We start from the raw sequence: 14,558 nt of genomic DNA, 5'->3' as shown, positions 1-14,558 counted from the left end.
CTACCTTTGGGTAGCTTTAATTTTTTGCGCTAAGGATAAATACACAGACTCTGTGTTATAGGCCTTGTATTACAGTATAATTACCCCATATAGAACAGATAGCACATATTACAACTGCAGAGAGCAAACACATGTTAAATACAAACTTTGGCGAACTTATGGAATTTCCGAATTCTTGCCCATTCAAAGTCATTGGCGCAGCAGATGATACCCTTGCTGATCGCATTGTCGCTGTTGCTCAACAACTTGCTCCAGGTGATTATGCACCAACTGTAAAATCTTCAAGCAAAGGCACTTATTATGCGATTTCAATCCGCATCACAGTGACAAGCAAAGAGCATATCGAAAAAGTTTATACCGACCTTGCTGCCATTGAAGGCGTTAATCGCGTACTTTAATCACCAATAAAATGTGATCCACCTAACGCTTTGATGTCATTTTGGTGTTAGGTGCGTATAATAAGCCAACTTTTTTGAGGGGAGAGGTTGCCCTTGCAAACTCAAGCGTTACATATCAGACATCTTGGCCGTCAAGATTACGAATCAGTGTGGCATGCCATGCAGGCTTATACCGATAATCGTGACAGCGACAGCAACGACGAATTATGGATTGTTGAACACTCGCCCGTATTCACCCAAGGCCAAGCAGGCAAAAGCGAGCACATCCTCAATCCTGGTGATATTCCCGTTATTCAAGTCGACCGTGGCGGGCAAGTGACCTACCACGGACCTGGCCAGTTAGTTGTCTATCCACTTATCGACATAAAACGCGGTAAACTCGGAGTCAGACAATTAGTGAACAATATTGAACAAAGTATTGTTGATATGCTGGCAATGTATGATGTTAACGCTTACGCCAAAGCAGATGCACCCGGTGTGTATGTTGATGAGCGTAAAGTTGCCTCTCTAGGACTTCGTATTCGTAAAGGCTGTTCTTTCCACGGCCTCGCACTCAATGTCGATATGGATTTAGCACCGTTTCAGCGCATCAACCCATGCGGTTATGCAGGACTTGAAATGGTGCAATGCAAAGCATTAGGCGGCCCACAAACCGTTGAAGACGCTGGCGAAAAACTGATTCAAACATTAAGCAAAGTATTGGGCTACCAAGAACTTGTACATCATCAAGGATTAGCAGAATAATATGAATAGGCCTGAAAGATTACAACCTGGCGTAAAACTGCGTGATGCCGAAAAAGTCGCACGTATTCCAGTAAAAGTGGTTCCTTCTGAAAAAGAAACCATGCTACGCAAACCAAACTGGTTACGCGTTAAGTTACCTGCATCAAACCAGCGTATTACCGAAATTAAGTCTGCTTTACGTAAAAACGGCTTACATTCAGTTTGTGAAGAGGCATCTTGCCCAAACCTTGCTGAATGTTTTAACCACGGTACAGCGACCTTTATGATTTTAGGTGCTATATGTACTCGTCGTTGTCCTTTCTGTGACGTTGCCCACGGCCGCCCACTCAAGCCTGATGCTGCAGAACCTAAAAAGCTTGCCCAAACCATCAAGGACATGAAGCTTAAATACGTGGTGATCACCTCGGTTGACCGCGATGATTTACGTGATGGCGGCGCACAGCACTTTGCTGATTGTATCCGTGAAATCCGTATTTTAAATCCGCATATCAAAATTGAGATTCTAGTACCTGATTTCCGTGGTCGTATCGATGCTGCCTTAGACATTATTGCCACTGAGCCACCAGATGTGTTCAACCATAACCTTGAGACTGCGCCAAAGCATTACCGTAAAGCGCGTCCAGGTGCGAACTATCAATGGTCGTTAGATTTGCTTAAACGCTTTAAAGAGCGTCACCCAGACGTACCGACTAAATCGGGCTTAATGATGGGCTTGGGTGAAACCAACGAAGAGATTGCTCAAGTACTACGAGACTTGCGAACTCATGATGTTGAAATGCTGACTTTAGGCCAGTACTTACAACCATCTAAATTCCATTTACCTGTTGAACGTTATGTACCGCCAGCAGAATTTGACGAATTAAAAGCACTCGCTGATGAACTTGGCTTTACCCATGCAGCTTGTGGCCCACTTGTTCGCTCTAGCTACCATGCTGACTTACAAGCACAAGGTAAAGAAGTTAAATAGACTCATGCTTTTGGCAACTATTTAGATAGCTTCTTCCAATAAAAAAACAGCGCCTAGGCGCTGTTTTTTATTGTCTAAATATTGAAGTCATGACTCTCGTCATCAAGGCAATAATCAGCTTCTCTCCATAAAGTTAATCTTGCCAACGGCACTCCGTTAATCTTGCCAGCAATAGTCCATCAATATTGCATCTTCCTTGCCAGCAGCATTCAAACTCAACTCACAAGGGTAGTAATTTTTACGTCTACCAGACTCCACAAAACCTAATGCTTCATAAAGGGATTTAGCAGCAATATTTGACTCGCGCACTTCAAGCATCATCACGACTGCATCACACGCTTTCGCTTCAGCAAGTACCTGTAACAGGAGCTTTTTTCCTAAACCTTGCCCCTGTGATATAGGTGAAACACATATATCTAATAATGTCGCTTCATCGACTATCTGCTGCACGATAGCAAAACCTAACAACTTGTTGTGCTGATGAATACCTAATACCCGATACAAGTGACCAAAACACCCTTCTAAGCTCACTAAACTCCAAGGGTGAGTATGCGCTTGGCTTTCGACAGCATACATCTCTTGAACGTTTTCAGGCGTCAGTGGTGAAATAGAAAATAGCGAACCATTATCTGTCATTATGCCGCTACCTTGTCGTTATGCTGACAAATCTGTTGCCATAACTCACGCTTAGCTTGATGGCTAACTTCTAGCGCTGTTAAAGGCGTTGACACCAGCCAAGCGACACGTGGGCGGACTCGTAACTTACGCATATCCCAAACCACTTGCATGCCTTTCACCATTTCAGTATCAAAATCACAATCAGCAACGTCGATATCCAGTAAGCCTAAAACGGCTAACACTAATTGATTCTGGCTAATGTCAGAGTCACTGTCATGAATGATTAAATAGGGTTTACCTTTCGCATCAGCACTACGCCAACGAGTTACACCCATTGCATCTAAATAAGCTGACTTTTCCAAAAGAATACTCCACAACGAAATGTTTGAATGATTGAGATCAAGAATCGAACGAGATATTTGAATGAGTAGAATAGCAGTTCATCAACAGGATTGTTAAGCAAAAATAAAGCGATTGACGCTTTTCAACGTAATCGCTTTATCTATGAACAGTAGTCAGGGTCAAGGTTGGCTTTACATAATCAAACTCTATACATAGTTTAATAATGACTAAATTTGCATCGTTAAATTATCACTGAATTTGAATCATCAGCTGCAACCACGTCACGGTAGCTACACACCTGATTACGCCCAGTATCTTTAGCAAGGTACATGGCATTATCAGCGTGTCCCGTTAACGCCTCTAGGCTGTAACCTGACAGGCGACTATCTGTCACCCCAAAACTTGCTGTTATCGGGAATGTATTACCACTTGGCGCGCTATCAATCTCAGCAATCGCTTTCCGGTAATCTTCTGCAACTTTCATCGCTGTATTCGCATCACACCGAGACAAGATAACACAGAACTCTTCACCACCAAGACGGGCAAAAATGTCATTTTTACGGCCGATATTTTTACAGGTACTGGCAACATTTTTTAGCACCCAATCACCACATGCATGGCCATAGTTATCATTGATGGTTTTAAATTTATCTAAATCAAACAAGATACAACTAATATCATCTTGGTTAATTTGGCAAGCTTGCATTGCATCTTGCGCGGCAGAGGTGAAATGACCACGGTTATAGATTTGAGTGAGAGAATCATGCTCAGCTAAGTGTTTTAAGCGCTTCTGATTTCGGTTTGAACGAATGGCCGCAATAGCAAGCAAACTGATGACCATAATTAATAACGCCATAAACAAGCGGTTATTCTCGGTTTCACTTTCCGATAGTCTTTGACTGGCTTGCAATAGTTTATTCTGTTTGTTGAGCAATTCAATTTGGACTTTTTGCTCAACCGCTTTGTGCTGCGCAAGTTGGAAAGCGAGATATTTGGTTTTTAGGTCATCAAAGTAAGCTTTGTCAGCTTCTGCGAACTTGATGTAGTACATTAAAGCTGATTCGTAATCAGCTTCATTTAGTAAAACTTTGTACAATACATCATATGCAATTACTTCAGATTCTGTATTTGACATACCGTCAGTCAATTCAATGCTTTTTTGCCCGAACACTTTAGCTTTTAATTGATTATCATTTGCTAAATAGGCTTTGGCCATCAATGCATAGAAGTGAGATAAAATTGGAATGTAATTCACTCTTTCAATTTCAACAACATTATTCGTTAAAACTTCTAAAGCCGATTTATAATCTTTATTATTTATCATTAACCTAGCTCTAAAGGTATGAATTGCACTTTGCCAAACAGGCTCATTGATTAATGAACATGAAGCAATTGCGTTATTTATATCTTCAGATCCAAGCTTCAAAATTTTCAAATGAAACTTCGACTCGGCAATTTGGTGCCTAGCAACACATAGATTTCTGCCTTCTAGCATAAGACTATCTAATTGATTCGCAAATTTTAAGCCTAACTCATATTGGCCAATTTGATTATAAAAAATTGCTGCTGCTGAAATTCCTAATTGACTTAACTCAGGGTTATTTATTAAATGTAAATTTTTTAAGTTTTCTTCTAAAAAGCTTAGCCCTTTGCTCCATTCTTTTGTGTATGCATAAATATTGATCAAGGACAGATTAGACCTAAACTTAATTTCGGTTGTACTGCCTTTAGCACTTATTCTTTCCCAAACTAATTCAGCTTGATTAAAGTCACCGTTAAATGCTAATTGATAACCTTTCAGGTATTCGAGATAATCCTCTTGTTTAGAAGAAAGATTATTATTTAAACTATTTAATTTAAGAATTAATTCATTAAATTGCTGTGGGTCCTTACTTCGCAGATCGTCAGCCTTAGCTAGTAAAGAATCAATTTCTAATTTGACATCAGAACTCGCTAGGCTTTGGCTAGTAAACGAAATAAAAAAACAAACTAACAGCAATTTAATCATATATATTAACTTTACGCTTGAGCAGATATCTTTATCTTATCTTCAGATGGCTTTTCTTCATTGCCCTCACCTTCCTCTTCATCAGCAGGTAATAATACACAAACAACATCAGGGCAAATATCTAACGCTTTTTCTAAAGCGACAATATCTCTATTCAACATAGTTTGTTTTAGTTGTTCATTTAAGTTTGACTCAGTAATAGCTGTTTCAAATTCGATTGCAGATTCTGTTAAGCCTGATTCTTGCCCCATACGTTCTAATAACTTGATAATACTTGACATCTTGTCTCCTTAAGATTGCTAAAGTGCCGACTTAACGACGTTATTTTAGTTATAATGCAGCAATTAAACTTATGCTAATACACTATTTATTTGCGCGATATCCTACTGCGCTAATTCTTGCTCAATTTCAGCCAAACGTGCTACAAGCTTTTCATTTAACTTCATTTTTTGGTTCGGTGGGATCACTAAAGTGGTATGCATGTGAATATCAGCATGTTTTAAGTCACTGAGTGAAACTGATTCTATTCGAATCTTATCAATTGGTAATACAGCTGCTTCATACAGAATCACTTGGTGATCCATTGAGTAAACTTCGCCGAGCAACTCAATTAGCACTTGTCGATGCGCAGCTCCCGTTGAAAACTTTGCCAACGAGCGATCACCAGCAAGTCCTATTTGCCACAAAATAAGATAACAAGATGGGTCATATTTACGCTCATAAAACATAAACTGACTGGCTTCAAATTGCTGACAACCAAAGCGTCCAGGATCAATACCTAAATCAGCAATCAAACAATCTTCAGCTGAAATGCCTGGAATCATCTTTGCAGCAAAGCCTTCTGCTTTTGCCATTGCAATTGACTTATGCGGTGCCTGAGCAAAAACCCCTGGGTGACCATAAAAAGCACCCACAACTTTCTTACCAGCCCTAACTTCAGTCATCATCGCATTAACCATTTCGTTGTAGGTTATTTGGCGCGACTTCCCCTCTTGGTAATACTGCTGTAAAGAACGAACATTAGGGTGCATTTCTTGCAGCCACAGCTCAGTAATTCCATGGGAGACGGCTGAAAAGACGACATCTGCTTGTTCTATGTAGCTTTTACTTAAAGGGCAGATATGTGCACCTAGCGTCATTCCAATACCTACACAGGCCAAACTTCCAGCCATAAGTCCCCTATTTAATTATATACTCCAAACGAACTGTAAGATAACAGTTATGGTTTGGTTTTAAAATTGTAAACCAGCTAATTATTTGGCTTAGTATCAGAAAGTGATTCAATTACAAAAAATTCTATTGTACGTTTTTGAAATAGTGTACTTGTTCATCTGATGACTCAGTGCTCTCAACAAATCCCATTGCTCTTATCACTCTTTGGATCGCATAGTTTCTAGCAGAACAATTAGTATGGAAAGTTCTTATCCCTAAATTTTTTAAGCCATAATCCATAACCGCAGCTGTAGCCTCATTTGGATAACCTTTTCCATGAGCGGTTCTTGTTAAAATTAAGCCTGCATCAGCATCTTCAGGGCTTTTACCAAAAATAAACAGATTTTGAATTCCAATTATCTCTTGCGTTGCTTTCACCCTTATTACCCAAATTAACTCTTTTGGATTCGCGCCTTCAATATGAGTAAGTGACCTCTCAAACATCACATTAGATTGCTCTTCTGTTAAAGGTTTAGCTATAAGTTTCATTGTTTTAGGATCACAATATAATCCTGTAAAAAACTCTTTATCTTCAGCTTTTAGCAACCTCATAGACAATCTTTCAGTTTCAAATTCATGCATTTGAAAATCATCTCCAATATTGAATTAGTAATTTTTTTGCTCTGCAAATCGGATTACACCAGTTTCATGGGCTGAACGGTCAAATATCACGTAATAATCATTGAGTAACGGTAAACCTAATAAACATTGATTTGGCCAGCTTGGTAGCTGGCTTATTATTTTAAAACACGCTTTACCTGGGCTTGGCGAGTTGAGTTGCCAATAATGTTCTGGCTTACAACTGACAGTTATCGCTTTATCGATAACTTCATTTTCTGAATCAGGGCACTCGTTGGTGATTTCACCGTCAAATGTAAAATGCAGTGTCGGCCAGTGGCTTAAATCATCAGGATGATGGCCTGTCATATCTCGGCCTTTAAATAGCTCGGCCATATCAATGCCTTTCTCTTGAAAACTGATATCTTTGAATGGCTCGACTAACGTTACAAAGTCACTAGAAACATTGTTAAATCCAGTCATCATGGCTTTGTATAACAAGTCTGTCAGTAAAATACCTGATACGCCGGTATCAATAATGGCGTTACTTTTATGGGATGCGACATACTGACTTTGTAATGCTGGAGCCTCTACTTCTGCTTGTTCACCCACCCGCATTGAATACAGTTTGACGTTGTAATAACGATTATGAATGACATCGATGGTTTTGAACTTTCCCTGATACAACTCGGTATGCTCTTTACCCCCACCCAATATTAACCAGCCTTTGTTAAGTGGGTCAGCTGCAATTTGCTCTTGGGTATACTCTTGTTTAGCAATATGGATGCTCGAACGTTTTGAATAAAAGCCAAATTTATTGTGCGTTAAACCATTTTTGTTAAGGCGAGTAAAATAAGGTACGACGGTCTGCTGTGGCTGTTTTTTCAAGAATTTTCTGAAACGCTTTAAATCCTCGCCACTAAAACGCTCTGACTCGTCTGCTTCATCACAGCTCTTTTCATCATGCTCGCAATGGGCTGGGCACACAGAGTTTGGCTCTGAAAAAGGCCATGGAAAAGTCGAGGCTGGTTTAATTTTATGTTTTTCGATGTAGGCTGTTAAATCATAGCTTTTATTAAGCCCATAATACGCCAGACCTAAAATACCGTCTGCATCTGCGAACGTTTTTTGTTGCTGTAATGAAGGTACAATCGCGACAGGACAATCGTTAAGTGATAAAGGCTGATGCGCTAAGTTCAAATGTGGGACGTGGGTTGAGGTATTTTCATCCAAAGAATCTTGAGCTAATGGGTCGTGCTTGAGACCATCTTCACTCACACTCACCTTTGTATGCACTAATGGGCCATCCCAGCCACCCGCGCCATATATGACCTGTTGGGCAAAAGGACTAGATTGTAGATATTGGTCTTCATGGGGCTGATACACCTGCTTTTTTACAACAAGCGTACTGCTACCGGTATCAACAATTAAATTAGCCAAGCTACCTTCACTGCCAAGGCGCATTTGTACGCAGTAACCACCTTTGGCATAAACATTTACTAAGGGTAATTTTACTGTGCGGGTTGCAGTTTTAGCGGGTTCAATTTCAGATACTATTTCTGGTTCAGCGTTGGTTTTAAGCGTTGTGCCTACAGCATCAACAGCGTCTGCAACATCTTGCTTAACATCATCTAGATGTTGTTGCATTTGATTATGGTGATGACAGTGGCCTAATAGGTGTTGATGATGATCATCATTTGAGGCTTGAATGGCGGCTTGCTGATTTAGCGCTTGCTCTTCTAATATTGCCGTTTCTTTTATAGCAGTTTCCTTGGCTACACTTTCACTACTTTTGACTTGCTCACTCATTAAACTTTTGCTTCCTTGCTATTGATACACTTGAAATGCTATCGATAGGTGCACAGCTACAAAACAAATTTACAGCAGGCAATTCATTGCGTTATGCCTTTTACTTTAAATTAACAATGTAACATTTGTCACGAAATAGATGAGTAAACACAGAATATTCATCATGAAAAATTGTTTGAGACTGTAAATCTAATGAGCCAAATCGATACTAAGAAACCAACACAAAATATGCAGGCATAAAAAAGCCTTATCGCAATTTCAGGATAAGGCTTCTTATAGATACTTGAACAAAAGTTAGCGAGGGTTCAGCATTCTTTCCATATCGATAAACTCGCAACCTCGTTTTAAAAACTTAAACTCTTCAATTTCAGGTAATTGGTTTATCAAAAGTAATAGTTCAGCAAAAATATGCTCAAGCGCTAATTGATCTTTAACTTTTAAATGATTAAAAATCACTGGTCTTAGAACCATACTAAACGTACCGACAAAATCACGGTAGCGCTGCTCTTTAATCACTTGAATATTCAATTGAATTTCTTCAATACAAAGCGCTGCTAGAATTTCGTTTTTATCTCTAAAATTTTGATAACAACAAGCTCGAGATAATCCGCAAGCCCTTGGCACGTCCGACATAGAAAAGTTGATTAAACCTTGTTCTTTAATTAACTCTTTTGCCGCATTCAGTAAGCGCTGTTCTGTTGTCATAATTATCTCTGAATAAACTTGAGAACCGCATTGTATAACAACTGAATTAACGCTTGTATAGTTTCTTGTTAACCTCTATTTATTTACACTCAATTTCATCGTTCAACTCATTGACAAGCTGAATATTTCATCTGCTGCGAGCTATAAATGAGGTACTTGTAATGACGGTAAATGGACTTGGTAATATTGGTGGGCTATTTCGCTTCGCTTAGCATGATACATCGCAATATCAGCATTTTTCATTAATGACTTTCTGTCTTGGCCATCTTTCGGATATTGTGCAATACCAATACTGACACCAATAACAATCAAATGTCCTGAACATGGAATATCGATTAACAAGGCTTGTTCTATATCTTTAGCAATAATGGAGATATCTTTCTCTTTTAGGTCAGGAATAATAATCGCAATTTCATCTCCACCAATCCGAGCAGCAAGTGCACCTTCTGGCATTACACTGTCTACCCGTTCGGCCACTATCTGTAAAATTCGATCGCCCTCAGAATGCCCAAAGGTGTCGTTAATCATTTTAAAATTATTAATATCGAGCATCAGGCAGTAAAAACAATCCGGCTTTTGGGCAATGACTTTATCCATATGACGATAATATTGCTGCCTATTGGGTAAACCTGTAAGTGAGTCATGGTTGGCTTGGTGATTTTTCTCTTTCAGTAAGATATCCATATTCGAAATGGTTTGCTTACTCAAATGAGTGACCAAATAAACAAACCAGCCACCAGCAAAAAAGATCCCTGCCACGACCAAGTGAATAAAGTTAATCGTTACCTGGTTTTTAAGCAGTAATGATAAATAGCTTAAATAACTCACAATAAACAGCGTTATCAGTAACAGTAAAGTTAGCCAGCCTTTGCTACTAAATTGAGAGTAAGCACAAATCAAGTAAGCAGGCTTTAAAGCAAGGCAAAGCCCAAGTAAGCCTAAGAGCACTAATATTGATGCAAATAAATCCATAGCCTCTCCAATTCAACCTTTACCTCTAAAGTATTTTTATTTTAAAAAAATCTATGTTTACTTGAATATCAGCTTAATCACACAGTATTTTATGAATTTTAGTGTAGCAGTTATAAAGCTATTTGCTTTCGTTCTACTAGCTCGTATGTTGTTCAACTCACGATTAATTAGCCCCTCGTTTTTATTTGAAAAACCAGTTAACATAAAATCAACAACAAAAATTAGATATTGTTCGACACAAGAAAGACAAAACAATAAGAACATGGACCGATTAAAAACATGATAAATACCTACAAAAAGCTGCTTATCACTTGTTTCTGTTTAGCTAGTTCCCCTGCATTTAGCCAAAGCCAATTAATCAGTAACATTCACGGTTATACCCTTCAAGATGGCAACTTAGTTCAATTCAGAGCGCTGCAATTTAATGACGATACCATCGAAAAAATTTATACCGAGCAAGATAACCTGCCTTATAAAACCGAAGCCAACATTCAACATATTGATGGCCAAGGGCGCACTTTGTTACCAGGTTTAATTGATGCTCATGGACATGTATTGAGTTATGGATTGAGCTTAATGCGAGCTCAACTTCGTGACAGTGAATCAGAGCAAGATGCTGTGAGTATCGTTGACAAATTTAGACAGCAACAATCGTCACTAAACTGGGTGCAAGGTCGCGGCTGGAACCAAGTACTATGGCCAAATAAGCAATTTCCAACAGCTGATGCGTTAGACAAAGTTTTCCCGAATACACCTGTGTGGTTAGTACGAATTGATGGACATGCAGGCTGGGCAAATACAGCCGCAATGGAAATCGCAGGCATTAATAGCAATTCAGTAAGCCCTGCAGGTGGTGAGATCCTGCGTCACGCAGATGGTAAGCCAACGGGTGTATTCATCGATAATGCGATGAGTTTAATTACAAATAAAATCCCAAAGCTTTCGATTGAAGAGCAACAAACCGTATTAGAAACGGCATTAATTTCGTTAGCTAAACTTGGCTTAACCAGCGTACATGATGCAGGGATCCAATCTGACACTATAGCTGCGTATCAAGCATTGGATTTACGCAGTAAATTACCAATCCGAGTTTACGCCATGATAGACGCCGAAGATGCAAAGTTTGATCAATTGATGGCTGCTGGACCTTATCGCATTAATACTGACAAACTGCGTATTAGCAGTGTAAAAATATCTGCCGATGGAGCACTTGGTAGCCGAGGCGCTGCATTAATTGAGGATTATAGCGACTTAAAGGGCCATAAAGGATTGCTGTTATATTCTAAAAAATCCCTTGGCGATACCATTGACAAGGCCATGAAAGCGGGTTTTCAAGTTAATACCCATGCCATTGGCGATCATGCTAATCAGATTGTACTCGACCATTACCAATCGTTAATTGCCAGCAGCAAAAGCCGTCATTTACGTCACCGTATCGAACATGCTCAAGTGTTGCAGCTCAGTGACATCTCACGATTTTCAGAGCTTAATGTTATTGCTTCAATGCAGGCAACCCATGCTACTAGTGATAAAAACATGGCGGTAGACAGAGTTGGCAACGCTCGTATTGAAGGAGCTTATGCGTGGAGAAAGCTCATTAATGCGGGCGCTGTAATTGCTGCGGGCTCTGATTTCCCTATTGAATCGCCAAACCCTTTTTATGGCTTACATGCATCGGTGACCAGACAAGATCATGATAATCAGCCGCTTGATGGCTGGTATCGCAAAGAAAGCATGACATTAACTGAGGCCTTAGCCAGCTTTACTAGTAATGCCGCTTTTGCAGCTCATCAAGACAAAGAGATTGGCCAACTTATACCTGGAATGAAAGCAGACTTTATCTTAGTCGAGTCTGATATTTTTTCGGTGCCTGCTGAAGATATTTGGAAAACCAAGGTCAGTGAAACTTGGGTGAATGGCCAACGAGTGTATTAACCTAACCATTAACGACCCATTAATCAGCCAATAATCATCCATAAACCATTCCTTATTCAAAAGATGGCATGGCAACACAGTTACCTATATGAGTCGACAGGCTAAGTCTTATGTCGGCTCATCCCTCTCTTGTTTGTCCTTAGATGAATCTATTAGTTAAAAACTAAAATAAAAAATGAAATAAATAACCCTTTCCAAATTTGTTCCCGTTTATAGCAATAACACCGAATCACTTTCAATTATTGCTGGAGCATTTATGACTTATTCATTTAAAGCCAACTCTTTTAAAAAAACTGTCTTAACCACCTTGCTTGCATCAGGGCTTCTTTTTGGCTTAACGACCCATTCTGCCATTGCAGCTAATTATGATTTCCCACACTTAGAAACCGTTGGCACTAGCCAAATCAATATCGCACCCGATATGGCAGAAGTTTCTGTACAAGTGAACTTAAGTAAAGATAATGCCAAAGAAGCCAAAACCGCAGTTGATCAAGCAGTGGTTAAGTTTATTAAACGCTTAGAGCAAGCTGGGGTAAATAAGCAAGATATTCAAAGTGCTAACCTAAACATTCAGCCACAATATCACTACCCATCAAACCAACCTAAACAGTTAACAGGTTATAATGCGAGTAGGCACGTCACCGTAAGCGTTAAAGATTTAGCTAAGTTAAATGACATTCTTGATTCCGCCTTAGAAGAAGGGATTAATCGAGTGCAAAATATTGCCCTAAAATCATCAGATGAAACCAAAGCCGTTGAGCAAGCAAGACAAGCTGCCATTAAAGATGCCAAACAAAAGGCGCAATCATTAGCGCAAGGCTTTGAACGTGAACTTGATGGTGTGTGGGAAATCCGTTACTTAACTCAACGACCAGTCCAACCTGTCATGATGCGCATGAGTGCTATGGAAAGTGATATGGCTAAAAGCTACCAATACGGAGAGGTCAGCGTTCAAGAACGTGTTGAGGTTATTTATCGTTTAAAATAGCTAATAAACACACCTAAACAACATTAAAGGGTGGCCTAGCCCATGCTGGCCATCTTGTTTGTTTGCTCTAGTTAACACTATTACAATTTTATTATCTCTTTTGCTTTTTTCTTGTTTCTAATCAATGTCTCTATTGTCTTGCTGAATAAACTATGGCGCAATTTGGCGGTGAATCTTTCTATAAGCCCTTATCACCACAAAGCGGTCGTATTGTTTTATCCATACTAATTCAGTCAAGAGGACGCTTCATGAAAATCGATTTATCCACTCAAATTGCTGGAATACAGCTAGACAGTTATTTGATGAATGCCTCTGGCCCTAAATGTACTACTTGGGATGAACTGCACACTATTGCTCATTCAGCATCAGCTGCTGTGGTAACAAAGTCTTGCACGATTGAATCACGCGAAGGAAACCCTGAGCCTAGATACCAAAACCTACCTTTAGGTTCTATCCAATCTATGGGATTGCCTAATTTAGGTTACAAAGCTTATTTAGAAATGGTGCCGCAATTAAAAGCCTTAGGCAAACCTGTTGTGGTGAGCGTTTCAGGTTTCAGTATTGACGATAATATTGAAATGGTCAGTGCGTTTCAAAACAGTGATGTTGATTTAATTGAAGTTAACTTCTCATGCCCGAACATCCCAGGTAAAGCACAAGTTGCCTATGATTTTGAGCAAACGGATAAAGCCCTTGCAGCTATTACAGCGCTAGGCAATAAGCCAATCGGGATTAAGTTAGCCCCCTACTTTGATATGTCACATTTTATTGCTGCGGCCAATATCATTAAAAAGTATCCCGTTAAATTCATCACTTGCATTAACTCTATCGGTAATACCTTAGTGATTGACCCATATACTGAGCAACCCATTATCAAACCTAAGGGCGGTTTTGGTGGTTTATGCGGTGATTACATTAAACCTATTGGTTTAGCCAATGTCCGTGCCTTTCGTGAATTACTCGATGATGATGTGCAAATCATTGGTGTGGGCGGAATTAAAACTGGTATCGATGCGTTTGAATACTTACTCGCTGGCGCAGATGCGGTTCAAATAGCCACCTGTTTTGAAAAAGAAGGTGAAAGCTGTTTTGAGCGAATTGAAACAGAGCTTGCTGACTTCATGCAAAATAAAGGTTACTTAACCATTAATGCTGCAAAAGGTAAATTGAAGCCTCTATAGCGTTAAATTATGACATCGATAAAGCCTACACATCATTTGTGCTGGCTTTATTTTTTAATCACCATCACTTCAGCTAACCCAGCGTTAAATTCCTTCCTAAGCTATATCACAGTTATCACTA

15 protein-coding genes are annotated in these 14,558 nt (G+C 39.5%); 6 read left to right on the top strand and 9 right to left on the bottom strand.

What is annotated here, in order from left to right; all coding sequences use genetic code 11:
* Nucleotides 1-131 precede the first annotated feature (131 nt).
* From ybeD to lipA, 3 genes are all read left to right on the top strand, one after another.
* Nucleotides 132-398, top strand: coding sequence for a DUF493 family protein YbeD (gene ybeD, locus QPX86_RS05340; RefSeq protein ID WP_220751381.1), 267 nt, complete (start codon nucleotides 132-134; stop codon nucleotides 396-398).
* 93 nt (nucleotides 399-491) lie between these two features.
* Nucleotides 492-1,142, top strand: a complete 651-nt coding sequence (lipB, locus tag QPX86_RS05335) for a lipoyl(octanoyl) transferase LipB (protein ID WP_220751379.1) — start codon at nucleotides 492-494, stop codon at nucleotides 1,140-1,142.
* A 1-nt stretch (nucleotide 1,143) separates the two neighbouring features.
* Nucleotides 1,144-2,109, top strand: a complete 966-nt coding sequence (lipA, locus tag QPX86_RS05330) for a lipoyl synthase (RefSeq protein ID WP_220751377.1) — start codon at nucleotides 1,144-1,146, stop codon at nucleotides 2,107-2,109.
* A 156-nt stretch (nucleotides 2,110-2,265) separates the two neighbouring features.
* On the opposite strand, the gene rimI is transcribed toward lipA, so the two are convergent.
* From rimI to QPX86_RS05285, 9 genes are all read right to left on the bottom strand, one after another.
* Nucleotides 2,266-2,745: a ribosomal protein S18-alanine N-acetyltransferase gene (gene rimI, locus QPX86_RS05325; protein ID WP_285164573.1), complete on the bottom strand. Its 480-nt coding sequence runs from the start codon at nucleotides 2,743-2,745 to the stop codon at nucleotides 2,266-2,268.
* Nucleotides 2,745-3,089, bottom strand: a complete 345-nt coding sequence (locus tag QPX86_RS05320; RefSeq protein ID WP_285164572.1) for a hypothetical protein — start codon at nucleotides 3,087-3,089, stop codon at nucleotides 2,745-2,747. The genes rimI and QPX86_RS05320 overlap by 1 nt, the downstream gene beginning before the upstream one ends.
* 221 nt (nucleotides 3,090-3,310) lie before the next feature.
* Nucleotides 3,311-5,077, bottom strand: a complete 1,767-nt coding sequence (locus tag QPX86_RS05315; protein ID WP_285164571.1) for a sensor domain-containing diguanylate cyclase — start codon at nucleotides 5,075-5,077, stop codon at nucleotides 3,311-3,313.
* An 11-nt stretch (nucleotides 5,078-5,088) separates the two neighbouring features.
* Nucleotides 5,089-5,358, bottom strand: a complete 270-nt coding sequence (locus QPX86_RS05310; RefSeq protein WP_285164570.1) for a hypothetical protein — start codon at nucleotides 5,356-5,358, stop codon at nucleotides 5,089-5,091.
* A 102-nt stretch (nucleotides 5,359-5,460) separates the two neighbouring features.
* The gene (locus QPX86_RS05305) at nucleotides 5,461-6,249 is read right to left on the bottom strand and encodes an SAM-dependent methyltransferase (protein WP_285164569.1); all 789 of its coding nucleotides are present in this window, start codon (nucleotides 6,247-6,249) and stop codon (nucleotides 5,461-5,463) included.
* A 124-nt stretch (nucleotides 6,250-6,373) separates the two neighbouring features.
* A complete protein-coding gene (locus tag QPX86_RS05300; RefSeq protein ID WP_285164568.1) occupies nucleotides 6,374-6,871 on the bottom strand; it encodes a GNAT family N-acetyltransferase in 498 nt (165 codons plus the stop codon).
* A 24-nt stretch (nucleotides 6,872-6,895) separates the two neighbouring features.
* Complete coding sequence (locus QPX86_RS05295; protein ID WP_285164567.1) at nucleotides 6,896-8,656, bottom strand: pepsin-like aspartyl protease; 1,761 nt, start codon at nucleotides 8,654-8,656, stop codon at nucleotides 6,896-6,898.
* 294 nt (nucleotides 8,657-8,950) lie between these two features.
* Nucleotides 8,951-9,361, bottom strand: a complete 411-nt coding sequence (locus tag QPX86_RS05290) for a TetR/AcrR family transcriptional regulator (protein WP_285164566.1) — start codon at nucleotides 9,359-9,361, stop codon at nucleotides 8,951-8,953.
* 141 nt (nucleotides 9,362-9,502) lie between these two features.
* Complete coding sequence (locus tag QPX86_RS05285; RefSeq protein WP_285164565.1) at nucleotides 9,503-10,333, bottom strand: GGDEF domain-containing protein; 831 nt, start codon at nucleotides 10,331-10,333, stop codon at nucleotides 9,503-9,505.
* Between the two features lie 279 nt (nucleotides 10,334-10,612).
* On the opposite strand from QPX86_RS05285, the gene QPX86_RS05280 reads away from it, so the two are divergent.
* The 3 genes from QPX86_RS05280 (at nucleotide 10,613) to QPX86_RS05270 (ending at nucleotide 14,437) form a co-directional block, all read left to right on the top strand.
* Entirely contained in the window at nucleotides 10,613-12,268 is a 1,656-nt protein-coding gene (locus QPX86_RS05280) for an amidohydrolase (RefSeq protein ID WP_285164564.1), read from the top strand.
* Nucleotides 12,269-12,524: 256 nt separating this feature from the next.
* Nucleotides 12,525-13,256 carry an oxidative stress defense protein gene (locus tag QPX86_RS05275; RefSeq protein ID WP_285164563.1) on the top strand — a complete coding sequence of 244 codons (732 nt, stop codon included), beginning with the start codon at nucleotides 12,525-12,527 and terminating at the stop codon, nucleotides 13,254-13,256.
* 248 nt (nucleotides 13,257-13,504) lie between these two features.
* Complete coding sequence (locus QPX86_RS05270) at nucleotides 13,505-14,437, top strand: dihydroorotate oxidase (protein ID WP_285164562.1); 933 nt, start codon at nucleotides 13,505-13,507, stop codon at nucleotides 14,435-14,437.
* Nucleotides 14,438-14,558: the final 121 nt, after the last annotated feature.

The organism is Shewanella goraebulensis (assembly GCF_030252245.1).
Taxonomy (GTDB): domain Bacteria; phylum Pseudomonadota; class Gammaproteobacteria; order Enterobacterales; family Shewanellaceae; genus Shewanella; species Shewanella goraebulensis.
This window is presented reverse-complemented; position numbering and strand designations above follow the sequence as displayed.